The sequence below is a fragment of the Pseudomonas sp. SJZ079 genome (assembly GCF_007993865.1).
In the GTDB taxonomy this organism is placed as follows: Bacteria; Pseudomonadota; Gammaproteobacteria; order Pseudomonadales; family Pseudomonadaceae; genus Aquipseudomonas.
The window spans coordinates 19,820-42,505 of record NZ_VIUH01000035.1 but is presented as its reverse complement, the minus strand read 5'-3'; the positions used below and the strand labels follow the sequence as shown (position 1 = coordinate 42,505).

Genomic DNA, 22,686 nt, shown 5'->3' with positions numbered 1-22,686 from the left:
TGGCAAGGGAATGACCATTACCTGCGTCCTGCGCCTAATCGGGGGCCATTTCTCGCGGCAACGCGGCTCGCAATGAAACGGCAACAGACCCTAGACCATTCCCACGGATGACTGCCATGCCCACGTTCGCCACGCCCCCCGACTTTACCGCCCTGCTGTTTGGTCTATCTGGCTGTCTGGTCGACTTTGGCGCACGCACCCTGCCGGTCACCTTGCAGCGCCTCTATCCGCAGCGCTTTGCCGATCAGGCAGCAACGCTGCTGACGGCACACACAGCCCTGCCGCAACTGCTCGAACGAACGCCCCAAGCCAACGAACTGCACGCCTTCGATCAGGCGTTGAGTGAAGCGGCACGCGAACACGCCGAGGCTACCCCCGGTGCAATGACGTTGCTGAATGATCTGCACCAACAACACACCCCCTGCGCCTGGCTCGATGAACTGCCGCGCGATGCCAGCATCGTTCTGGCCACTCCCCTGCCTGACTGGTTGCCCGGCGCATCCAGCACCAGCGGCCGCCCTTGGCCTGCACCGGATAGCTGTTGGCAAGCGCTAATCGACCTGCAGGTGGACCTGCTAGACGGTTGCGTGCTGATCAGTGGCGAGCCACGCCTGCTGCAAGCCGGCTTGAATGCCGGGCTGTGGACCATCGGCCTGGCTGCCAGCGGGCCACTGTGCGGCCAGGCACCTGCAGACTGGCAAGCGCTCGATAGCCTCGAACGCGACAGTCTGCGCGCGCAAGCCACGCTGGCGCTGTATCGCCTCGGCGCGCATGCGGTGATAGACCAGCTAACCGAGCTCGGTCCCTGCCTGAGCGACCTGGGACTGCGTCGTCAGAAGGGCGAAAAACCCTGAGCCCTGCTGTATATCCGACAGTGCTCGCGCCTGATCCAGCGTTACAACAGCCGATAACCACGGCCAGTGCCCGCCGACCACCGTCCTCTGCGGCCGCTCTTGCAGCCGATCCAGCCACCACTCAAATGTCTGCCCAGGTTTGATTCAGAGCAAGCAAAGCGGCGGCGCTTGGATTACCCTTGAAAGCATACGAGGATCTTTCGCGGCCGCGTAAGGTCAATGCTTTTGCTTGATAGAAAAGGGAGAGCCTTATGCCTGCAAAGCGTTTGCAGCAGCAACTGGAAGACCTGCGCGACCAACTGGCGCAGGACCCTCCGCTGAGTGAAGAAGACCGGGCCTCGCTCTTCATCCTGACCCAGGAAATCGAACTGCAACTGGCCCGCCAAGCCGCAGCGGCGCCGGATGCCACGCTGGTGGACGGAGTCAATCTGGCTGTGGAGCGCTTCGAGGCCAGCCACCCAACCCTGGCCGGCACCTTGCGCAATATTTTGCAGAGCCTGGCGAATATGGGAATCTGACCCCGCCAGCCAACCCCGCCAGTAAACAGAATCCCGGCCTAAGCCGGGATTCTGTTTACTGGCGCACCAACCGGCGGTTATCCGGCTGGATCGCTGCGGTGCTGCGATACGGATTGATGTCCAAGCCGCCACGCCGCACATAGCGTGCGTAAACCGTCAGGTGCTCGGGTTTCAGCAGGCGCTGCAAATCGAGGAAGATTCGTTCGACACATTGCTCATGAAAGTCGGCGTGCTGACGAAAGCTCACCAGATAGGCCAGCAAACCGGCGCGATCCAGCGCCGCGCCACGGTACTGCACCACCACACTGCCCCAGTCCGGCTGGCCGGTGACCGGACAATTGGACTTCAGCAGATGACTGTGCAGACTTTCCTCAATCACCCGGCCCGACTCGCAACGTAGCAGGCCCGGCTGCGGCTCTTCATAGTTGCTGATGCGGACATCCAGCTCATCGATACAGATTCCCGGCAGCGCCGCCACGCCCTCTGCGGCCACCTCGTCGAGACTGCGTACGCGCACGCCGACGGCTTTGCCGGCGGCCGCGGACAAGTCTTTTTGCAGCACCGCGACCAGCTCGGCCGACTCGGCAAACACCGTTTGATTGAGCGAGTTGAGGTACAGCTTGAAGGATTTCGATTCGATGATATTCGGCGAATCCGCCGGGATGGTGAACTCGCCGATGGCCACCACCGGCTTGCCCGAAGGCAACAGCCAGGACAGCTCGAAGCAGTTCCAGAAATCCATCCCCTGGTACGGCAGGGTTTCGGCGCTCAAACCCAGTTCGGCCCATTTCGGCGCACGCGGGATAGGGAACAGCAACGACGGTGTGTAAGTGGCGATGTATTCGCTGGATTTACCCAGTGGCGAATGTTCGGCGGCGGGGTGCATGGCAAAAACCTGGTGAGTCGAGACGAATAAATTGTATACAGTTTTTCGATCGCATTCAGCAATCCGAGCGCCGACGAACGCCTAATTGAAGCCCGCCAAATGCTGCAACGCGTCAGGCAAGCTCCGCCACTACGGCGGCCAGGGCCTGGGCCGGGTCGGCAGCCTGGCTGATCGGCCGACCGATCACCAAGTAGTCGGAACCGGCTTCCAGCGCCTGGCGCGGCGTGAGGATACGTCGCTGGTCGTCCTGCGCGCTACCGGCCGGACGAATCCCCGGGGTCACCAGCTGCAGCTGCGGATAGGTGGTTTTCAGGACCTGCGCTTCCTGGGCGGAGCACACCAAGCCATCCAGACCAGCCTGCCCGGCCAAGCCAGCCAGACGCAGCACCTGCTCCTGCGGCTCGATATTCAGGCCGATCCCGGCCAGGTCTTCACGTTCCATGCTGGTCAACACGGTCACGCCGATCAACAGCGGTTTGGCGCCGTTCAACTTATCCAGGGTTTCACGGCAGGCCGCCATCATGCGCAGGCCGCCCGAACAGTGCACGTTGACCATCCACACGCCCATCTCGGCTGCGGCCTTGACCGCCATCGCCGTGGTATTGGGGATGTCGTGGAATTTCAGGTCGAGGAACACCTCAAAGCCCTTGGCGCCCAGCGCCGCGACAATCTCCGGACCGCAGCGGGTGAATAGCTCCTTGCCCACCTTGACCCGGCACAGCTTGGGATCGAGCCGATCGGCCAGCGCCAACGCGGCCTCACGAGTCGGGAAATCCAAGGCAACGATGATCGGCGTCTGGCAAACGGACATGGACAGGCTCTCAAGCAAGGAAAATTCGCCGCGCATTGTAGCGGAACAGCGGCGCGCTTGCCGATCCGGCGATCAGTCAGGCCGCCGCAGGCCGGCGACCGTCACGCCAAATAGCCACGCAAACGCGCCGCACTGGCGCGAGGGCAGTTCAGCTGCACATGCTCCAGCCCCAGCCAGCTGGCCAACGACTGCAGCTGCTGCGCCAATGCCGCCAGGCCTTCCTCATCCAACCCCGGCACCTCCTCATGCACGGCGTGCACCGTCAACCGCTGCTGCGCCCGCTCGGCGCGCAAGTCGAGCCGTGCTGCCAGGCGCTCGTGGTGCAGGAACGGTAATACGTAGTAGCCGTACACCCGCTTGTGCGGGGGTGTGTAGATCTCCAGGCGGTAATGAAAGTCGAACAGCCGCTCGGTGCGGGCACGTTCCCAGATCAACGAATCGAACGGCGACAACAGGGCGCTGACCCTGACCTTGCGCGGAATCTTCGGTTCATCTAGGCAATAGGCCTGCTGCGTCCAGCCCTGCACGCGAACCGCTTGCAGCTGACCACTCTCGAGCAGCTCCGCCAGGCGAACCTGGCTGTCGCGGGCATCCAGGCGGTAGTAGTCGCGCAGATCTTTCTCCGTGGCCACACCCAGCGCTTGCGCCGCACGCAGCAATAACTGGCGCTGCGCCTGGGCGACATCCAGCTCAGGTTGCTCAAGCAGCGCGGCCGGCAGCACCCGCTCCGGCAGATCATACAAACGCTCGAAGCCACGACGCCCGGCGACGGTCACCTCGCCGGCGGCGAACAACCATTCCAGTGCATATTTTTCCGCACTCCAGCCCCACCAAGAACTGCTGCGCGCCTCACCCTGACCGAGGCTGCCGGCGCCCATCGCACCTCGTTCGCGGACGGCGTGCAATACCTGCGCAATCAATGGCTGCTGCTCGCGAGCAAACTGCGCGAGCTGCTTGTAGATGCCCTCACCATTGCGCGCACGCTGCATCCGCCAGCGCAGCAACGGATACAGCGACAGGGGTAACAAGGAGGCCTCATGCCCCCAATACTCGAACAGACTGCGCCGCCGCCCCTGGCTCCAGGCGGCCTGCTCCAGCAGCCCTTGCTCGTAAGGACCGAGGCGGGAAAACAGCGGTAAATAGTGCGACCGCACCAAGGCATTGACCGAGTCGATCTGCAGCACCCCGAGGCGCTCGATCAACCCGGTGACATGGGCCAGCTTGACGGTGCACGGGCGACGCCCGGTAAAGCCCTGGGCGACCAGCGCCAAACGACGTGCCTCGCGCAGGGACAGGCTCAGGGTCACCGGCTCGCGACCCGCACGGACCGACCAATCAGTCGTTGCTCGTTCGACACTCAGGGGTTCTCGATGGTTGAAAGTCCAACAATCATAGCCTGACGTGTGTCGAACGCATGACTTGGGCTGTGCCGCCCGCCATCAAACACGCTATGCCAGCCTCGCCAATCTGCAGATCGACAGTGATCAGGCTGGGCGACGGCGCAGGCATCAACCAGCCCTGCTCGATCAACAATCGCGAGGCGCTCAGCCCCAGGCGATCGCGCAGAAAACACGCCAAGGGGCCGGCGGCCATGCCGGTGGCGGCCTCTTCCTCGATACCGTAGCGCGGGGCGAACATCCTCGCCCCCGCATCGCGCCCAGCGACCCGCACCTGGCTGGAAAACACATAGAAACCAATCAAGTCGAGTTGCTCACTGAGCCTTTCGATCAAGGCCTGATCCGGCTTCAGTCCGGCCACTGCAGCCTCGTCGCGCAACGACACAATCAGAAAGCCATTACCGGTATTGACCACGCTCGGCAACACCGCGGGCATCAGTTGCTGCGCATCGATGCGCAGCGCGGCCAGCAGCTCCTGATACAACGCCGAGTCCGCGTCGATATCCTGGTAGCGCGGTGCGAGCTGCTGCATAAACACCATCTCCCCGGCGATGAGGATGTCGCGGCTACCATCGATAGTTTCTTTCGAGGTCCAGCCCTCACCCACCCGGCCTAATTGGCGCAGCAATGAGAACGTGGCGATGGTGGCATGACCACAATGAGCAATCTGCCGCGACGGGGTGAAGAACTCCAACTTGAAGGCTGCCTTCTCGGAACTCGACACGAAGGCCGTTTCCGACAGCCCCACCGCCGCGGCGATTGCCAGTTTCTGCGACTGCTCCAGATTATCCGCATCCAACACCACACCTGCCGGATTACCACCTGCCTCGCCGTCCACGAAGGCATTCACTATCTGTACGTCAATCTGCATGGGCGTGTCCTTGAATGGGCATACACAGGGGTTTATTTGGCCAGGGGATCGTCCCAGAATGGCCGTTCGCTCTCTGGCAGGATATCCGCACGACTCAGGCCCATGTCCTTGAGCGCCTCATCACTGAGACTCGCCAGTTGCCGGCGCTGCTCGGCCAGCTCATACCAGCGCTTGAGCTGAAGCCATACCTTGCGGGCCAAAGCCCCAAGATTTACACCATGGTGTGGCAGCACGTTTACGATTGCATAACCTTTTTGACCTTTCATCTCGTCGCCCTCCTGTGGGGTTGGCGCCAGTCTCGCGCCGGGCTTATGATCAATCCAACGAATGTTTCTTATGCATTGCATCTCGGAGATTGATGAATGGCCAACTACCCGAGCATCGACAGCGAACTGCTGCGCACCTTCGTCGCGATCGCCGATCACGGCGGCTTTACCCGCGCCGCGGAGATGGTCAACCGCACCCAGTCGGCGGTGAGCATGCAGATGAAGCGCCTGGAGGAAGACGTCATGCAGCGCCCGCTGTTTCAGCGCGATGGCCGCCAGGTCAGCCTGACCGCCGAGGGCCAGGTGCTGCTGGGCTACGCGCGGCGCATCCTCAAGCTGCATGGCGAAGTGATGACCACCCTGCGCGAGCCGCATATGGTCGGCTCGGTGCGCATCGGTACCCCGGATGACTATGTGATGCGCTTCATGCCGGGAATTCTGTCGCGCTTCGCCCAGGCCTACCCGCTGGTCCAGGTGGAGCTGCACTGCGAGCCGTCGTTCAACCTATTGCAACGCCAAGACCTCGACCTGACCATCGTCACCCGCGAACCGGGCACCGAAATCGGTCAGCTGCTGCGTCAGGAACGCATCGTCTGGGCCGAGGCCAATGGTTTCAGCCCACATGAACAAGAACCACTGCCCCTGGCCATGTTCAACTCGCAATGCTTCTGCCGTGCCTGGGCCTGCAATGCCCTGGATGCCATGGAGCGCGAGTACCGCATCGCCTACACCAGCCCGAGTCTGTCGGCGATCATGGCAGTGGTCAGCGCCGGCCTGGCAATTACCGCGCAGCTGCAGAGCCTGATCAGCCCGGACATGCGCATCATCGGCGAGGCCGAAGGGCTGCCCCCCATGCCGGCGGCCAGCATCGTGCTGCTACGCAATACCCATAGCCAGTCGCCGGTGACCGAGACGCTGGCCGAGCACATAGTCGAGGGCTTTAAACTTTAAGCCCGAGCAGCACGGCGCAGAGCAACAGGAACCCGGCGAACAAAGCCCGCAACAGGCGCTCCGGCAAGGCATGGGCGAGCCTGACGCCCCAGCTGATGCTGAACAGCCCACCCAGCGCCAAGGGGACTGCGAGCGCCCAATCGACGTGGCCATGCACGGCGTAAGTCGCCAGGGTCACGCCGGTACTCGGCGCCGCCAGGGCCAATGACAGGCCTTGAGCGACCACCTGGGTCGTGCCAAACACACTGGTCAACACCGGCGTGGCGAGCACCGCGCCGCCGACACCGAACAGCCCACCGAGCAGCCCCGCGCCGCTGCCCAGCAGCGCCAGCCAGGGCCAGGGGTAGCGCAACTCGGTGCTGCCAGCCGCGGGCCGGAAGTACAGCCGCGAGAAATTGTAGAGCGCCAGCGCCACGAGAAAGCCGACGAACGCCAGGCGCATGCGCTCGGCATCCAGGGTCACCGCCCAGCCCGAGCCGAGCACGGCACACAAGAAACTGCTGAGCGCCAGGCTCAATGCATGGCGCAGGTCGATGCGATTGCGCTGGTGATAGCGCCACAGGGCCAGCAGTACATTGGGCACCACCATGACCAAGGCCGTGCCCTGGGCCAACTGTTGATCGAGGCCGAACAACACGCCCAAGGCCGGAATCGCAATCAAGCCGCCGCCGATGCCAAACAGTCCGCCGAGGGTGCCGAGCACGGTACCGAGGATTAAATTCAGCGCAAAGTCGATCAGGCTCATCACAGGCTCCATTGAGATGCCGAGCATGCTAGCCAGCCGGCGCTAGTATGGAAACGCACAACCACGCACAATGGCTGTGCTATCTACGCATAACCGAGCAGCCATGAACCCCGACGCCCTCACCGACCAGCTCAGCCTGTTTCTCGATGTGCTGGAAACCTCGAGCTTCTCCGCCGCCGCCCGCCGTCACCCGCTCACCCCTTCCGCGGTCGCCCGGCGCATCGACGCGCTGGAGCGCTCGCTCGGCAGTCAGCTATTCAGCCGCAGTACCCACGCCATCAGGGTCACCCCTGCCGGCCTGGCGTTTGCCGAACGGGCCAAGCGCGTACTAAACGAACTGCACCTGGCCCGCGCCGAAGCCGTATCGCTGAGCAGCGCACCGGAAGGGCTGATTCGCATCGACGCGCCAGCGCCCTTTGGCCGTCGTCACCTGGCACCGGCGATTGCCGAGTTTCTCCTGGCCTATCCGGGACTGGATGTGCAGCTACGACTGATCGACAGTTTCGTCGACCTGCAGGGCGCGCACCTGGGCGAGGTCGATCTGGTGCTGCGCATCGGCCCGCTGGCCGATACCCGCCTGGTGGCCACGACCCTGTCGCCACTGGTGCGCGTCGCCTGCGCCAGCCCGGCCTACCTGTCCCAGCACGGCGTACCCCGCTCGCCCAGCGAACTGACCGAACACCACGGCCTGGACTGGGAGAGCCTGGCGCCGCCCTATGCCTGGCGCTTCGAGCAGGCTGGCAAGCTCAACATCTATCGCCCGAAGCGCTTACGGATGACCGCCAACAATGCCGAAACCCTGTTGTTCAGCGCCCTCGCCGGCCTCGGCATCGCCCATTTGCCGACCTGGCTGATCAGCGACTATCTGCTGCGCGGTGAACTCGTGCCGCTGTTCTGCGAACACGGCCTGCCGGCGCCAGAGCCCAGCGGTATCTATGCCTTACGCCTGGAACGCGATAGCGGATCGCGCAGTCGTCTGCTGCTGGAGTTTCTCAAGGCGCGCTTCGGCCCGGTGCCGCCCTGGGACCTGGCCCTGCAAAGCGGCTTAGGCCGCAGCTGAGCAGCAGACTGCAGACAGAAAAAAGCCCGGCACCAAGGCCGGGCTTTTCAGTTCGCGGGTAAAGCCAGTATTTAGACTGGAGCTTTAGCGCGCGACTTGTACTCGCCGGTGCGGGTATCGATTTCGATCCAGTCGTCGATTTCGCAGAAATCGGCAACCTTGACTTCGGTACCGTTGCTCAGCTTGGCCGGCTTCATCACCTTGCCCGAGGTATCGCCGCGAGCGGAACCTTCGGTGTAGGTGATTTGGCGAACGATGGTGGTCGGCAGGTCAACCGAAACCACTTTACCTTCGAAGAACACGGCTTCGCAGACGTCGGTCATGCCATCAACGATGAACGGCATGACGCTTTCGAGGTCGTCTTTGTTCAGTTCGTACTGGTTGAACTCTTCGTCCATGAAGACGTAGTTCGGCTCGCTGTAGTAGGAATAGGTCACAGCTACGCGGTCGAGGATGACCGGCTCGAGCTTGTCGTCTGCCTTGTAAACGGTCTCAGTCGAGGAACCAGTCAACAGGTTGCGCAGCTTCATTTTAACGATGGCGCTGTTACGACCGGACTTGGTGAACTCGGCCTTCTGGATGAGCCAAGGTTGGCCGTCGATCAGAGCCACACTGTTGGGCTTCATTTCTTGTGCGGTTTTCATACTAATATCCGGGTTTGGATGGAGATACGGAATTTCTAGGCCGCGTATCATAGCCAATTTCGGTAAAACTGTACCAGCGCTGCGGCAAGATCAGTCTGCGAGGCCTGCTCTAGACACCACGCCTCGGCATGTGAGGTCAGCTCCGGCCACACCTGCTGCAGCGCCAGCCAGCTTCCCCCCACCCCTTCGCCAAGGTTCCACGCCTGCCACAGAGCCGTCAGCGCCGCACGCGCGGCGGGCGACAAGCCATTTATATAGAGCGCGAGAAAGGCTTCGAGCTTGTCCAGGTGCACGCTCTCTTGCTGCTGATAGATGTGCCAGAGCAACGGCCGCCCGGCCCATTGTGCGCGCACGAAAGAGTCTTCACCGCGCACCGCATTGAAATCACAGCTCCACAGCAGGCGGTCGTAATCATCCTGGGTGACGAACGGCAGCACCTGAACCGTCAAGGCGCCCCGCATTTCCAAGGCACCCACCGCCAAACCAGTCACGCCCAACCACCCTTGCACATCGGCGAGCACCCGACCCTCGGGCACCAGCATGTGAGTCGGCTGGGCACCTGCCGCCAGCACGTCCAACCAACTGGCCAGGCCGCGGTTCTCGTAGGCAAACAATGAGATCAGCCGGACGCCCTCCTGCGGCGTCACATCCAAGCGCTGCAAGAACGCCTGCCGGGCGGCGGGGTCCCGCTGAAAGTTGCGACGCCGCTCGAGCAAGCCTGCCTCGCGCAGCAGGCCACCGGTTTCCGGGCGAAAACCCGGAAAAAAGAAGAACTTCTGCAAGCCAGTCGACTGCATTGAGGGCAGGCCGTGGCAACCACCGACCCAATCCTCGGCGCTCAAATACTCCAGGTTCAACCACAGCGATGGCCGTGCGCGCTGGGCCATGGCGGCCACATAAGCCGCGGGCAATTCGCAGGCGAAGGCCTCGATCACCACATCCGCCGCCTCGACGGGCAGCCAAGGCGCCGGCCAGTGACGAATATCCACGCCCTGCCGGGATTGTTGCGCGGCCCGCACATCGGCCTCCGGGCACAAGCGGGCAAAGGCCTGCAGATCATCCACCCACAGGCGCACCGCAGCATCGTGCTCGGCCACCAGTTGCCGTGCCAGGCGCCAGGTCACGCCGATGTCACCGTAATTGTCGACGACGCTACAGAAGATGTCCCAGCTTGGGCGCATATGGAACTCCGACAGCGGATGGCCAGACATTTAAGCGCGGGACCTGCAGGCTCGTCGCGTCTCCTGCGCCTCGGCATAACGCCTGATCAAGCAGCCGCTAAATTTACTGGCTGCCTTTCTGAGCGGGCTTGTTATACAGATCGACTGGCACCGTCGCGTTTGATGGCAGCGTGTGGCTGCCCAGATTCGCCTCCTCACCTTGATTGCCGGGTACAACCTGGGCTTGCACCTCGGGTGATTTAACCGAGACATTCCAGCTCGCTTCCTGCCCGGCTTGCGCTGCAGCCTGAGGGCCGTCGCCGAATACCGGCTTACCGGCAAAATGCAATCCGCTGATCAGCTGGGCAATATCATAGCTACCGGGCCCGGCAAACACGGTCGCCAGCCCCCAGATAGCGGCGGCACCGACACCCAGGACAAGCCATAGCCGCCGCCCGCTCCGCTTTTTGCTGCGCAGGTGCTGCGGGATGTCATCTCTATCTACTCTCATCAACGTCCTCGACGCATTAGCCACAGATTGAAAGTCTAATTTTTCCGCCACCCAATACCGTAAAAAGTCAGCCGATGGGTATCAGCGAGTTGACTCGCAGAACACGCGCAATCTAAAGCCGCTTCGATACTTTATCGACACCAGCAAAAGCCAGAAAGCAAAAAGCCCCGACAACTTTCAGTTATCGGGGCTTTAGCTGAATCTATCTGGCGGTGAAGGTGGGATTCGAACCCACGATACGATTTCTCGTATACACACTTTCCAGGCGTGCTCCTTCAACCGCTCGGACACTTCACCGGGTCTCGACGGCCATTGCTGTCTGTCGAGGCGCGCTAATGTAGCCGAACAGTCCGCCAAAGGCAAAAGTTTTTTCTGAAGATTCATGTGCTTATAACCGATGCGCGGCACCTCCCTCGCACGCCTGGGGAACAGCGCCGAAACGCTGCCGAGTAAACAGCAGCACGACCAACAGCATAAGCAGACTGATACCCCTCCTGCAGAAGGCATCGACTAGGTTTAGTCTTGTCGGGGCGCTGGTGCCGGCGCAATCGGGCCGCCCATCGGCTCAGCCCACACACCGACAGCCAATATTTCGCTTATATAAGCCCAAGATGCCTGACTCACCAGTCAGCCGCCGCGCTTTACCTGCGGAAGGCGGATGGGTAACGTCTGCTCCACTTCAGCACAAGGAACACGACCCATGAGTGACCTGATCAGCTACCAACTCGATGACGGCATCGCCACCCTGACCCTGAGCAACGGCAAGGTGAACGCCATTTCCCCCGACGTGATCGCCGCCTTCAATGCCGCATTGGATCGCGCCGAGCAGGACAAGGCCATCGTCATCATCACCGGCCAACCGGGCATCCTCTCCGGCGGTTACGACCTGAAGGTAATGACCTCCGGCCCGCAGAACGCGGTCAACCTGGTCGCCGCCGGCTCGACCCTGGCCCGGCGCATGCTCGCTCACCCGTTCCCGATTATCGTCGCCTGCAGTGGCCATGCCGTGGCCAAGGGCGCGTTCATCCTGCTCTCGGCCGACTATCGGATCGGCGTAGAAGGCCCGTTCAGCATCGGCCTGAATGAAGTGCAGATCGGCATGACCATGCATCATGTCGGCATCGAACTGGCGCGCGACCGTCTGCGCAAGTCGGCGTTCCACCGCTCGGTGATCAATGGCGAGATGTTCGATCCACAAAGCGCTGTGGACGCCGGCTTCCTCGACAAAGTGGTGCCGGCCGAACAATTGCTGACCAGCGCTCAAGCGGTCGCTCAGCAGATGAAGAAGATCAACATGACCGCGCACAAGAACACCAAGTTGAAAGTGCGCAAGGCGCTACTGGAAACCCTCGATAAAGCCATTGAGCTGGATCAACAGCAACTGGTCTGAGCCCTAGCTCCATATTCAGAAGCCCGGCTTGGAGCTGGGCTTCTGCTTGTCGGGGAAGACACTCAAGACGGCTGGTTAAAGTCGCGGCCTCGTCAGTTACTGATAACGCCCGCGTTCATGCCACCGTTGTCATCGAACTCATCGCCCGCATCCTCGCCACGGTCGTCACCTGGCTCTCCTCCGGCATGTTCGACACCTTGATGATCGGCCTCCCGACCCAGGTGCTCGTCAGCTTCATGCTCGTCGCCCTCGTGCTCGGCCTCCATACCTGCATGTTCGCCATCGTCGTCATGGTCCGCGCCGCGGTTTCTGTCATGGTCTTCGCCCCGCTCAGTATCACGCCCCGAGTGGGCACTGCCCGGGCCGCTGTTATCGCCGCGACCAGCATGGTCACCACCGTCGCCATCGCCGCCGCGCCCACCATGGCCACCACCGTTGCCATGACCGCCGCCATCACCACCATGCCCGCCTCCGCCTCCCCCGTCGCCACTGCCACCTTCTTTGGCGTACGCACTGGAAACCCAGGAAACACTGATGGGCGCGAACGCAGCCGAGGCAAACACCAGGGCACATACAGACGCGATAAAAAAGCTCTTCTTGATCAACATGAGATGACTCCTATCGAACAATAGAAAGCAACATCACAGGTTGCAGGGTTGCAACCGTGCCCACTGTTTGAACATCAGGCATTGCAAAAGATTTCATTTCCCCAGACTCCAACGACCAACGGCCATCGCCCGGCAGCCACAACGTACTGGCGACGACGCGAGCCTCATCGGCGATCGCGCGGTAAAGCCCGCAAGCGCAAAAAAGCCTGTAATTGCGAGTGACTCAGGCGCAGAACTGCCCTCCCGAGCGCGCCTCAGAGTGCTGACCACCGTCAGATGCTCGACCCATCGGTCTACGGTTACTGGCTCTATCGACTCGCCGCCTCTGCGCGGAAACTTAGCCGTATCAGGCTACCGCTACGCCGCTGGTCAAGCAGCCGACCAGCGGCGCATCAAGATAACCTGTCGCCTGCCGATCAAATCATGACCCAAGCCTTTAGTCGTATAGACTCGCGCCCCCAACCGTAGGGTGGCCGACCTAATAACAAGGAACATGCGCGTATGAAGATTGCTCATAAAGTGGGCCTGGCAGCAGCAACGGTGTTGTTTATCACCACCAGCCTGCTGTCGTTTGTCCAAGTCAGCCAGGTGCGCTCCAGCCTGAGCGACCAAGCAGCCTCGAGCATTAATGATGCGAGCGGGGCGCTGGCCCGACAGATTGAGAACTGGCTGAACGGCAAACTGCAGCTAATCGACCTGATGGCGCAAACTATCGACAGCCAGTTCAGCGGTGAGCAGATCCAGCGCGTATTCAACCAACCCCTCCTCAAGCAACAATTCCTGCTGATTTTCGGCGGACTGGATAGCGACGGTAATCGCATCACCAATGATGCTAGCTGGAACCCAACTGGTTGGGATGCGCGGCAACGCCCCTGGTATCCAGTGGCGAAGTCCGCCAGTCATGCGATGCTGACCGAGCCCTACCCCGACGCCGCCACCGGTGAAATTTTGATCTCTGCGGTGGCCAAGCTGAGCGATCAAGGCCAGTTCAAGGGCGCCTTCGGCGGTGACATTAGCCTCAAGACCATCTCCGACACGATCAATACCCTGAACTTCAACGGTGCCGGTTATGCCTTTCTGCTCGCGCGCAACGGCAACATCATCTCGCACCCGGATACCAGCCTGAACGGCAAATCCTTCAGCACCCTGTTCGACGGCAAGAGCCCTGCCCTGAACCAGACCCTGACAGCCATTACAGGAGGCGACAAGGATCTACTGGTGTCCTTTACCCCGCTGAGCAACCTCAACGGCATGGATTGGTACATCGGCGTGGTGCTCGATGAAGCCAAAGTGATGAGCGAAGCCAACGCCCTGAGCTGGCGCGCGGCGGTAGGCACCTTGATCGGCGTGGCACTGAGCTTGTTGCTGCTGGCCGCGCTGATGAGCCGACTGCTTAAGCCCCTGGCCAACCTGCACGGCTCGTTGAGCGAAATCAACCGCGGCGAAGGCGACCTCACCCGCCGCCTGCCAGCTCAGGGTAATGATGAAATCGCCCTGGTCGAGCGCGAGTTCAATGGCTTTCTGCAGAACCTGCAAAGTCTGATTGGCGATGTAATGAGCAGCTCCCGCCAAGTCAGGGAAAGCACCACGTTGACCTCTAACGAAGCCGACCAATCGGCTAATCGCCTGCAACAACAGCTGCTGGAACTCGACCAACTGGCCACGGCCATGCAGGAAATGGCCTCCACCGCCGAAGAAGTCGCGCGCAATGCTCAGGCCGCGGCTCAAGCGGCCATCGCCGCCGATCAGGAAACCGAGAACGGCGTCACCGTGGTCTCGCAGTCCACTGCTGCGATCAAGCGCCTGGCCAATGAAATGGACGACACCAGCCAGTCGATCAACGAGCTGGCCAAGCTCAGTCACAGCATCGAATCGATCCTCTCGGTAATCACCAGCATCGCCGACCAGACCAACCTGCTCGCGCTCAATGCCGCTATCGAAGCGGCACGCGCCGGCGAGTCGGGTCGAGGTTTCGCTGTCGTGGCCGATGAAGTGCGCTCGCTGGCTTCGCGCACTCAGCAGTCGACCCAGGAAATCCGCCAGATGATCGACCAACTGCAGACCGGGGTGAAGCAAGCCGAGACGCGCATGCAGCAGAGCCGCGACACTGCCAGTAAAACGGCCGACGAAGCCAGCGCGGCCAACGACATGCTGGGGCGCATTCGCGAGGCGATCACCCGTATCAACGACATGAACCTGCAGATCGCCACCGCTGCAGAGCAGCAGAGCGCCACCACCGAAGAGATCAATCGCAACACCACCAACATCCGCGACATCAGCCATGAGGTCGCCGGCGGGGCCGAGCAGCAAGTACGGCAGTGCGCGGTGATGACCGATCAAGTAAGCCATCAGGATCGCCTGCTGAGCCGCTTCAAGGTGTGAACCTGGAGCCGCCCTGGCTGGGCGGCCACGCATCAGGGCATCGAATGGGCGCCAGGTTGACTGAGTGCCCGCTCGACCTACCCCGTCAAACACTGCAAATTCGCCGGTAATGGCCGCCGATCAGCGCCATTTGCCGTAAAGCTTGCACGACCGTACACTGCGCGCCCTTTGTTCTGGCGGGCGTCACCAATGCTTTTTCTTCTGCGCATGCTGGCGATGGCCGTGCACTTTATCCTCGCCGGTATCCTCGGCCTTCTCCTCGGCCTGAGTCGTCCGTTCAACCCCGATAACAGTCGCCTGTGCGCCCGCCTCTATTCACTGCCGGCACTGTGGTTGTTACGCCTGAAACTGAAGACCGACGTCAAACCGCTGCTGGAGCACCGCGGCGCCTGTGTCATCGTCGCCAACCACCAGTCCAACTACGATCTGTATGTACTGGGCCGCGTGGTGCCGCAACGTACCGTCAGCATCGGCAAGAAAAACCTGAAATGGGTACCCTTTTTCGGTCAGCTCTACTGGTTGGCCGGCAACGTGTTGCTCGACCGCAGCAATGCGCTCAAGGCCAAACGCGCCATGCTCACCACCACCGACACCCTCAAGCACCAGAACACCTCGATCTGGGTGTTCCCGGAAGGCACCCGCAACCTCGGCGAAGATCTGTTGCCCTTCAAGAAAGGCGCCTTTCAGATGGCGATTGCCGCCGGTGTACCGATCATCCCGGTGTGCGCCAGCAGTTACGCCAAACACATTCGCCTGAACCGCTGGAACAGCGGCAACCTCATGATTCGTGCATTACCGGCGATCCCCACCGCCGGCCTGAAGCAGGACGACCTGCCCCAGTTGATGCTCGATTGCCGTGCGCAGATGCAGCAGTGCATCAATGCCATGGATGAGGAACTGGCACGCGCCGCCTGAGCGTCCGTTTGGCGCGCCAAGGGCCATGCCCCGGTGCCTGTCGTGACGGATTGCGGCGCGGCCGGACGTGCTAGCGATGACCTGCATGGCCGCGCCTTGGCCGTACTCGCGCAGCAGCACACCGACCTCCCGGCTCGCCATGCGCCTGAGTCCGCCCTAGCCATTGCTCGCCCGTGGCGCCGAAAGCGGCTGCTGAACCCCTCCCCGCGATTTTTGCGCTCAGGAGCGCGCCCACCAGCTTTGCGGCGAAGCGGTGTTTGGTAGGAGAATCTTCAGCGCGAAGCAGTGCGATGTATTGGCCAGCGCCGCCGCGGCCTTGGCCATGCGGTGCGCTAGGGTGGGTCATGCCGCGACTGGTCGCTGGCGGCGTGAACCGAGAGCATGACCTGGCCGATACAAGCCAATTTGCCCGATTATCTGGAAGAACTCGCCGACCCCGGCAACACTCTGACTGACCAGCGGGTAAGCTCCGCACCAGCGCCACCATCCAACCAAGGGAATCGCCATGGGTCACGTCGTTGCCGCCGCCGTCTACAGCAAAGGCCGGAAAGTTACAGACATCACCCTCGATGAAGGCAAGCAGTGGTCGAAGCAACCCGGCCATTTCGTCTGGATCGGCCTGCACGACCCTGGCCCCGAGGAGCTGACTAATCTGCAACGTCAGTACGATCTGCACGAACTGGCGCTCGAGGATGCGCTGCAACGGCATACCCGGCCCAAACTGGAAACCTTCGGCGACGCGCTGTTTCTGGTGGTCTACTCGCCGATCAGGGTGAACGACCAACTGGAATTCATCGAGACCCAGTTGTTCGCCGGCAATGGCTACATCATCAGCGCCCGCTATGGCCAGTCCGCGCCCTACTCGCAGGTCCGCCAGCGTTGCGAGGCCAACCCCTTGCTACTCGAACACGGCGAAGATTTCGTGCTCTATGCCCTGCTCAGCTTCGTGATCGAGAACTACCAGCCGCTGATGGACGCCTACTACGCCGAACTGGAGGAGGTCGAGCAGGAAGTACTCAGACGGCCCTTGGCCCAGGCCGATGTCGAGCGCATTCAGGGGCTACGGCGCGACCTGCTGCGCCTACGCCGCTACATTGGACCAATGGCGGAAATCTGCCAGGACCTGCAGCGTCTCGACTTCCCCTTTATCGACAAGAACATGCGCCCGTACTTTCGCGACGTGGCGATCCACGTCAATCGCCTGCTGGAAGACCTGACGGCCCTGCGCGAAATGGCCAACCACGCCATCGAAATCGGTCTGCTGCTGGAGTCTTCACGGCAGAGCATCACCCAACGCAAGTTCGCCGCCTGGGCTGCCATCCTTGCCTTCCCCACTGCGGTGGCGGGCATCTACGGCATGAACTTCAAAAATATGCCGGAACTCACCTGGCAGTTCGGCTACTTCGGCGTGCTCGGGCTAATCAGCATCGGCTGCATCGGGCTATACGCCAGCTTCAAGCACTACGGCTGGCTCTGAGCCGCTCCCGCGTAAACCCGCAAAAAAGCCCGGCGCAAGAGGCCGGGCTATGGGTGGTTACAGGCAGAAGTGGACGGCTGCAAGGGCCGCACGATGAGCCTGGTTTGAGCCTCGCTTAAAGGTCCAAGCCCTGCTTGCCTTGGGCGACGAAGCGCATCATCCACTCGCCCACCGTGTGGCCCTGGTGAGCATGCTGCAGGCTGTCCACACCCTTGCGGTAGGCCGGCTCGCCGATGTGCTGCTGACGAATTTCCAGCAACTCCTTCGAGTAGTCGTGGATGAACTCCGGGTGCCCCTGGAAACACAGCACCTGATCATTGATGCAGTAAGCGGCGATCGGACAGAAGTCGCTGGACGCCAGCAGCGTGGCGTTTTCCGGCAACCGAGTGACCTGGTCCTGGTGACTGATCAACAGGGTCAGCTCCTCCAGCACCGGGCTCATCCAAGCCGGCTGGTGGGCCAGACGATATCGATGAGTGCCCACGCCCCAGCCCTGCTCGGCCCGCTCGGCCTTGCCGCCGAGCAACAGCGCCAGCAGCTGGTGGCCGAAACAGATGCCCAGCAGTTTGTCGCCGTGGGCATAGCGTTCCAGCAGATAGGTCTTGAGGGTTTCGATCCATGGATCGCTGCCGAACGAGTCGGCCTTGCTGCCCGTCACCAGGTAGGCGTCGTAGTGCTCACTGGCGGGTGGATAGTTGCCCTGCATCACGTTGTACACGGTGAACTCGGCAGCAATCGGCTGATGGGCGAAGAGCTGCTCGAACATACGACCATAACCTTGGTACTGGTCGATCAGTTCGGGACGAAGAATGTCAGTTTCCAGAATGCAAATCTGCAGCGGCATGGGGCGGATACCTGAAACGCGGGTGGTAATAATTCGAGTGTTCAAGCCTGCCTTGCGTCACGTTGCAAGGCAAGTGGGGAGCGCCATCGGTGTGGCATAAACCCGACCGACTACCCTGCCCACCGATCTATCAACGCGCTCGATAGTCAGCATAACGCCCATTCACTTCTGTCGATAACGCCATGCGCGGATGATCTGGCCATCGGGCATCGCCCACCCTCACAGAAGGACACACGCCATGAACAGTTTTGCCGCCATCGCCAGCCTGCTCGCCGCCTCCGCCTTCGCCAGCAGCGTCAACCCCGACCACCAGCGCCACGCCAACCAAGCAGCGAAAGCACAAGGCAAAAGCGCGACAGCCCCCACCAGCAAATAAGCGCACCCGTGGTGCTGCAAGGCGCGCCAAACCCAGGAGAACAGTCATGAACGCCAGCCAACCCATAGCCGAGCAGAACGCTTACGGCATCACCTACGTCACGCTCGATGGCAATGGCTTGCGCTTCGAGTCCGAGCGGGTCATCCACCTGACCGATGGCACGCTGACCACCCTGAAGATGCCGACGCAACTGAGCGAACGCCTGGCGATTCAACAGCTGGTTTGCGATCGCCAGGCACGCTGAACCCCGCTTAGCAAGCCACGCGCAGGACCGCGCTATTGGCCGCGCGCTTTACCTCTAGATTGATCCGGCTTGAGTAGCCGTCACTGCCGTCACATACATCTAATTAATAGATTTATATTACGAAAATAAAGCAACTTTAAATCAATTTTATCTATACGACGCAAAGCACACCCAAGCATCGAGACGGCATAGCGGAGAAGACAGATGAACCGTTTGACCATCAAGTACGCGCGCAATGGCGCCTTAGCCGGCATCGGGCTGTACCTGATGATCGCCATCCCCCTGCTGACCCTAAGCCTGAGCTACGTAAAGCCAATGGGCCAAGGCCACGCGGCCCCCAGCCAGGCCGTCCAGCAGATCGGCGCGCTGGCCGTAGCCCTGCTGAGAAGTTGAACCACCTCGACCGAACGCAGCACCACTCACCCCAGGCTGGAAGACCATGAAACCGCAGAACACCAACTTACTGATCGTCGCCGCCTTGGCCCTTCTGACCAACGGCTTATCGCTGCTCGGTCTCAACCATGGCTCTGCCGGCGCACTGGCCAGGAATATCGAGTGCAACTCGAGCATGTCGCGCAATATCCGGGTTGCCGTATCGCTCGAGCAACTGCCCGCTAATCCGCCCTGCCGACCCGACAACTCCTTCGCCGGCCCCTTCAGTTTCAGCTAACCAGAGTGCCGCCCAGAGCCTCAAGCGAGGTTGCCCTGCACGATGGATAGATACTCTGAACGAGCAGCCCGCGAACGAACCAGTCACCGCACCAGGCCATGCTGGTACGGATTGATATGCCCATAGTCGATGCATCGGGGCGACGCCGGTAGACGCTGCATAGCCCTACCCGCCATAGCAAGAAGCGGGTACGCCATGAAATGACCCGCGGACAGCGTCGCGTTGATCTGTGCACCTAGTAGCACGACGCCCGCAGATCTAGATGTCGATGCGCTGATTGCTCTTGGCGCAATGCCTGGACACACCTTGCACCGCTGGCTGCCCAGCGAGTTGCGCGCTACAGGCTGCCAGGCTGGCTGCCTTGTGAACCTGCAGCGCAGACGACGGTTGCTCGACAGAGATCAGGTACGCAAAGTCGTAGTGCATGCTGTCATGCCATGAGTCGATACCCAATTCGCTGGTCACGCAGCGATAAGCGATCCTGGCAGTGAAGCCCTGCATTTTGTCAGTGCGCAAGATATGGTGATATTTCAACCAGTCATCGTCGCGCTGACCGCGTATCCAAGCCTGGGTACAGCTTTCCAGGTCGGTGATGTCCGGCTCGTGAAGGAAGATCGTGTTCGCGAGGTTCGAGCCACCCAGCGTCACCGTGGCCATCAGGTAGACCTTCTGCTCAGCAGCCCCACTCAGCGGTGAAAGCAACAGCAGCAGGCACAGCAATCCGTGCTTCATGAACAACTCCAAAAGTAATACGGGGCCGCCATAGTAGCGGCCAATGGCTTCACGCCAAAGCGTTGCGGGCCAGCCATGGTCTCCCTGCTCACTCGACGTCGCGGCTATTCAGCTGGCAGCCCGCTGAAGCATAAAAATCCGGCTCCTGGGAGCCGGCTATTCATGCCGTGAACAGGCGAGATGAAGCCCTAAAAACCCTCGTCCTTAGCCGCCTTCTCCAGCAACAAGGCCGGCGGCAGGAAGCGTTCGCCGTATTGCTCGGCCAGGTAATGAGCGCGGGCGACGAAGTCCTTGATCCCGTATTGGTTGATGAACTGCAACGCACCGCCGGTCCAGGCGGCGAAACCGATGCCGAAAATCGAGCCGATATTGGCGTCGGCCACCGAGGTCAGCACGCCTTCTTCCAGGCAACGGACGGTTTCGATGGCCTGGATGAACAGGATGCGGTCACGCACGTCTTCCGCGGCAATTTGCGCATCGGCCTGCTCGAAACGGCGCTTCAGTTCTGGCCAGAGATGCTTCTTGCCGCCGACCGGGTATTCGTAGAAACCGCCACCGGCGGCCTTGCCTGGACGCTTGTACTCGTTAAGCATCAGCTCGATGACGGCGTAAGCCGGGTGCGGCGCAATCGCCTTGCCTTCCTCGCTCAGATCCTTGATGGCCTGCTGACGAATATGATTCATCAGGCTCATCGACACTTCGTCACTGATCGCCAGCGGCCCCACCGGCATACCGGCCTTGCGCGCTTCGGTTTCGATCATCGCCGCCGATACGCCCTCACCGAGCATGGCGATCCCTTCGTTGGTGAAGGTGCCGAACACCCGCGAGGTGAAGAAGCCGCGGCTGTCATTGACCACGATCGGGGTCTTCTTGATCTGCATGACGTAATCGAAGCCGCGCGCCAGGGTCTCGTCGCTGGTCTGCTGGCCCTTGATGATTTCCACCAGCGGCATCTTGTCGACCGGGCTGAAGAAGTGCAGGCCGATGAATCTGTCCTGATGCTGTACCGCAGTGGCCAGGCCGGTGATCGGTAGCGTCGAGGTGTTTGAGGCGATCACTGCATCGCTCAAGGCCGCCCGTTCTGCCGCGGCGGTGACATTGGCCTTGAGGTCACGGTCCTCGAACACCGCCTCGATGATCAGGTCACAGCCGGCGAAATCGCTTTCGCTGTCCGTGGCGGTGATGCGAGCGAGGAAAGCATCGCGCTTCTCCACGCTCATCTGACCGCGCGCCACCTTCTTCTCCAGCAGCTTGGCCGTGTAGGCCTTGCCCTTCTCTGCCGCCGCGATGGACACGTCCTTGAGCACCACCTCAATACCGGCGGCGGCCGAGACATAGGCAATGCCGGCGCCCATCATGCCGGCGCCGAGCACCCCGACCTTCTTGGTGGTGTAAGGGGCAAAACCTTGCGGACGCGAGCCGCCGGCGTTGATTTCATTGAGCTGGAACCAGAAGGTGCCGATCATGTTCTTCGCCACCTGCCCGGTGGTCAGCTCGGTGAAGTAGCGGGCTTCGATGATCTGCGCGGTGTCGAAATCGACCTGGGCGCCTTCCACAGCCGCGCACATGATCTTCTCCGGCGCCGGGAAACAGCCCTTGGTCTTGTCGCGCAGCACCGAGGGCGCGATGGCCAGCATCTGCGCCACGCTGGGGCTGGACGGCGTGCCGCCGGGAATCTTATAGCCGGCGATGTCCCAGGGTTGCATCGGCGCCGGATTGGCGGCGATCCAGGCGCGCGCCTTGGCCAGCAACTCGTCCTTCTCGCTGGCGATGTCGTGGATCAGCCCCGCCTTCAAGGCCTCTTGCGGACGGACCTTCTTACCTTCGGCGAGATAAGGCAGGGCTTTTTCCAGGCCGAGCAGCCTGACCATACGCACCACCCCGCCGCCGCCCGGCAATAAGCCGAGGGTCACTTCCGGCAAACCGAGCTGCACGCTGGAGCTGTCCAGGGCGATGCGGTGGTGGCAGGCCAGGCAGATTTCCCAGCCGCCGCCCAGGGCCGCACCGTTGATCGCGGCCACCACCGGCTTGCCGAGGGTTTCCAGGCGGCGCAACTGGCCCTTGATCCGCAGGATCATCTGATAGAAGTCGTTGGCGTCGGCCTTGCCGACCTTGATCAACTCGTTGAGGTCGCCGCCGGCGAAGAAGGTCTTCTTCGCCGAGGTGATGATCACGCCGGCGATGCTGTCTTTCTCCGCCTCCAGGCGCTCGACGGTCTCGGCCATGGCCTCGCGATACAGCGCGTTCATGGTGTTGGCACTCTGGCCCGGCATGTCCATGGTCAGGACCACGATGTTGTCCGGGCCTTTTGCGTAACGGATGGCGTCAGTCATTTCTTCTGTTCCCGTGAATTCTTGTGTCGTCAGCCCTGTAG

25 protein-coding genes, 1 tRNA gene and 1 pseudogene are annotated in these 22,686 nt (G+C 61.5%); 13 read left to right on the top strand and 14 right to left on the bottom strand.

Annotation, left to right across the window (positions count from 1 at the left end; all coding sequences use genetic code 11):
* Window positions 1-116 precede the first annotated feature (116 nt).
* Both FBY03_RS21405 and FBY03_RS21400 read left to right on the top strand, forming a co-directional pair.
* Window positions 117-854: an HAD family phosphatase gene (locus tag FBY03_RS21405; protein ID WP_147174370.1), complete on the top strand. Its 738-nt coding sequence runs from the start codon at window positions 117-119 to the stop codon at window positions 852-854.
* A gap of 251 nt (window positions 855-1,105) precedes the next feature.
* Entirely contained in the window at window positions 1,106-1,372 is a 267-nt protein-coding gene (locus tag FBY03_RS21400; RefSeq protein ID WP_147174369.1) for a DUF4404 family protein, read from the top strand.
* A 55-nt stretch (window positions 1,373-1,427) separates the two neighbouring features.
* Here the strand turns inward: FBY03_RS21400 and queF are convergent, their stop codons facing one another.
* The 5 genes from queF to FBY03_RS21375 form a co-directional block, all read right to left on the bottom strand.
* Window positions 1,428-2,258, bottom strand: coding sequence for an NADPH-dependent 7-cyano-7-deazaguanine reductase QueF (queF, locus tag FBY03_RS21395; RefSeq protein ID WP_147174368.1), 831 nt, complete (start codon window positions 2,256-2,258; stop codon window positions 1,428-1,430).
* Between the two features lie 112 nt (window positions 2,259-2,370).
* Window positions 2,371-3,069 (bottom strand): orotidine-5'-phosphate decarboxylase, encoded by a 699-nt coding sequence (gene pyrF, locus FBY03_RS21390; RefSeq protein WP_178090745.1) that lies wholly within the window; start codon window positions 3,067-3,069, stop codon window positions 2,371-2,373.
* Window positions 3,070-3,170: 101 nt separating this feature from the next.
* Window positions 3,171-4,376 (bottom strand): winged helix-turn-helix domain-containing protein, encoded by a 1,206-nt coding sequence (locus FBY03_RS21385; RefSeq protein WP_256678016.1) that lies wholly within the window; start codon window positions 4,374-4,376, stop codon window positions 3,171-3,173.
* Window positions 4,377-4,458: 82 nt separating this feature from the next.
* On the bottom strand, window positions 4,459-5,337 hold the full coding sequence (locus tag FBY03_RS21380; protein WP_147174365.1) for a PhzF family phenazine biosynthesis protein: 879 nt from the start codon (window positions 5,335-5,337) through the stop codon (window positions 4,459-4,461).
* 32 nt (window positions 5,338-5,369) lie between these two features.
* Window positions 5,370-5,603, bottom strand: a complete 234-nt coding sequence (locus tag FBY03_RS21375; RefSeq protein WP_147174364.1) for a DUF1127 domain-containing protein — start codon at window positions 5,601-5,603, stop codon at window positions 5,370-5,372.
* Window positions 5,604-5,699: 96 nt separating this feature from the next.
* Between FBY03_RS21375 and FBY03_RS21370 the strand changes: the two genes are divergently transcribed.
* Window positions 5,700-6,554, top strand: a complete 855-nt coding sequence (locus tag FBY03_RS21370; RefSeq protein ID WP_147174363.1) for a LysR substrate-binding domain-containing protein — start codon at window positions 5,700-5,702, stop codon at window positions 6,552-6,554.
* Here FBY03_RS21370 and FBY03_RS21365 read toward each other — a convergent pair.
* Complete coding sequence (locus FBY03_RS21365; RefSeq protein ID WP_147174362.1) at window positions 6,544-7,299, bottom strand: sulfite exporter TauE/SafE family protein; 756 nt, start codon at window positions 7,297-7,299, stop codon at window positions 6,544-6,546. The genes FBY03_RS21370 and FBY03_RS21365 overlap by 11 nt on opposite strands.
* 103 nt (window positions 7,300-7,402) lie before the next feature.
* Here FBY03_RS21365 and FBY03_RS21360 point away from each other — a divergent pair, with 103 nt between their 5' ends.
* Window positions 7,403-8,359: a LysR family transcriptional regulator gene (locus FBY03_RS21360; RefSeq protein ID WP_147174361.1), complete on the top strand. Its 957-nt coding sequence runs from the start codon at window positions 7,403-7,405 to the stop codon at window positions 8,357-8,359.
* Window positions 8,360-8,430: 71 nt separating this feature from the next.
* Here FBY03_RS21360 and efp read toward each other — a convergent pair whose 3' ends face one another.
* The 4 genes from efp to FBY03_RS21340 all read right to left on the bottom strand — a co-directional run bounded on the left by efp (window position 8,431) and on the right by FBY03_RS21340 (window position 10,971).
* On the bottom strand, window positions 8,431-9,003 hold the full coding sequence (efp, locus tag FBY03_RS21355) for an elongation factor P (protein WP_025167549.1): 573 nt from the start codon (window positions 9,001-9,003) through the stop codon (window positions 8,431-8,433).
* Between the two features lie 47 nt (window positions 9,004-9,050).
* Window positions 9,051-10,184 carry an elongation factor P maturation arginine rhamnosyltransferase EarP gene (earP, locus tag FBY03_RS21350; RefSeq protein ID WP_147174360.1) on the bottom strand — a complete coding sequence of 378 codons (1,134 nt, stop codon included), beginning with the start codon at window positions 10,182-10,184 and terminating at the stop codon, window positions 9,051-9,053.
* A 103-nt stretch (window positions 10,185-10,287) separates the two neighbouring features.
* Entirely contained in the window at window positions 10,288-10,677 is a 390-nt protein-coding gene (locus FBY03_RS21345; protein WP_147174359.1) for a hypothetical protein, read from the bottom strand.
* Between the two features lie 204 nt (window positions 10,678-10,881).
* Window positions 10,882-10,971, bottom strand: a tRNA-Ser gene (locus tag FBY03_RS21340).
* A gap of 403 nt (window positions 10,972-11,374) precedes the next feature.
* Between FBY03_RS21340 and FBY03_RS21335 the strand changes: the two genes are divergently transcribed.
* Window positions 11,375-12,064: a crotonase/enoyl-CoA hydratase family protein gene (locus FBY03_RS21335; protein WP_147174358.1), complete on the top strand. Its 690-nt coding sequence runs from the start codon at window positions 11,375-11,377 to the stop codon at window positions 12,062-12,064.
* 92 nt (window positions 12,065-12,156) lie between these two features.
* On the opposite strand, the gene FBY03_RS21330 is transcribed toward FBY03_RS21335, so the two are convergent.
* On the bottom strand, window positions 12,157-12,672 hold the full coding sequence (locus tag FBY03_RS21330) for a hypothetical protein (RefSeq protein ID WP_178090744.1): 516 nt from the start codon (window positions 12,670-12,672) through the stop codon (window positions 12,157-12,159).
* Window positions 12,673-13,173: 501 nt separating this feature from the next.
* Between FBY03_RS21330 and FBY03_RS23615 the strand changes: the two are divergent.
* From FBY03_RS23615 to FBY03_RS21315, 4 genes and pseudogenes are all read left to right on the top strand, one after another.
* Window positions 13,174-14,196, top strand: a pseudogene (locus tag FBY03_RS23615) (cache domain-containing protein); the annotation flags it as partial.
* A gap of 30 nt (window positions 14,197-14,226) precedes the next feature.
* Window positions 14,227-15,054: a methyl-accepting chemotaxis protein gene (locus FBY03_RS23610; RefSeq protein WP_371920809.1), complete on the top strand. Its 828-nt coding sequence runs from the start codon at window positions 14,227-14,229 to the stop codon at window positions 15,052-15,054.
* Between the two features lie 189 nt (window positions 15,055-15,243).
* Window positions 15,244-15,969, top strand: coding sequence for a 1-acylglycerol-3-phosphate O-acyltransferase (locus FBY03_RS21320; RefSeq protein ID WP_147174356.1), 726 nt, complete (start codon window positions 15,244-15,246; stop codon window positions 15,967-15,969).
* A gap of 505 nt (window positions 15,970-16,474) precedes the next feature.
* Complete coding sequence (locus FBY03_RS21315; protein ID WP_147174355.1) at window positions 16,475-17,446, top strand: magnesium and cobalt transport protein CorA; 972 nt, start codon at window positions 16,475-16,477, stop codon at window positions 17,444-17,446.
* Window positions 17,447-17,561: 115 nt separating this feature from the next.
* On the opposite strand, the gene FBY03_RS21310 is transcribed toward FBY03_RS21315, so the two are convergent.
* The gene (locus FBY03_RS21310; protein ID WP_147174354.1) at window positions 17,562-18,290 is read right to left on the bottom strand and encodes an amidotransferase; all 729 of its coding nucleotides are present in this window, start codon (window positions 18,288-18,290) and stop codon (window positions 17,562-17,564) included.
* 238 nt (window positions 18,291-18,528) lie between these two features.
* Between FBY03_RS21310 and FBY03_RS23000 the strand changes: the two genes are divergently transcribed.
* From FBY03_RS23000 to FBY03_RS21295, 4 genes are all read left to right on the top strand, one after another.
* A complete protein-coding gene (locus FBY03_RS23000) occupies window positions 18,529-18,666 on the top strand; it encodes a hypothetical protein (protein WP_156088623.1) in 138 nt (45 codons plus the stop codon).
* A gap of 46 nt (window positions 18,667-18,712) precedes the next feature.
* Entirely contained in the window at window positions 18,713-18,910 is a 198-nt protein-coding gene (gene ptrC / locus FBY03_RS21305; protein WP_147174353.1) for a type III secretion system co-regulatory protein PtrC, read from the top strand.
* 204 nt (window positions 18,911-19,114) lie between these two features.
* Window positions 19,115-19,303 (top strand): hypothetical protein, encoded by a 189-nt coding sequence (locus tag FBY03_RS21300; protein ID WP_147174352.1) that lies wholly within the window; start codon window positions 19,115-19,117, stop codon window positions 19,301-19,303.
* 46 nt (window positions 19,304-19,349) lie between these two features.
* Complete coding sequence (locus FBY03_RS21295) at window positions 19,350-19,580, top strand: hypothetical protein (protein ID WP_147174351.1); 231 nt, start codon at window positions 19,350-19,352, stop codon at window positions 19,578-19,580.
* 258 nt (window positions 19,581-19,838) lie between these two features.
* Here FBY03_RS21295 and FBY03_RS21290 read toward each other — a convergent pair whose 3' ends face one another.
* Complete coding sequence (locus FBY03_RS21290; RefSeq protein ID WP_147174350.1) at window positions 19,839-20,312, bottom strand: hypothetical protein; 474 nt, start codon at window positions 20,310-20,312, stop codon at window positions 19,839-19,841.
* 188 nt (window positions 20,313-20,500) lie between these two features.
* Window positions 20,501-22,645: a 3-hydroxyacyl-CoA dehydrogenase NAD-binding domain-containing protein gene (locus FBY03_RS21285; protein ID WP_147174349.1), complete on the bottom strand. Its 2,145-nt coding sequence runs from the start codon at window positions 22,643-22,645 to the stop codon at window positions 20,501-20,503.
* Window positions 22,646-22,686 lie beyond the last annotated feature (41 nt).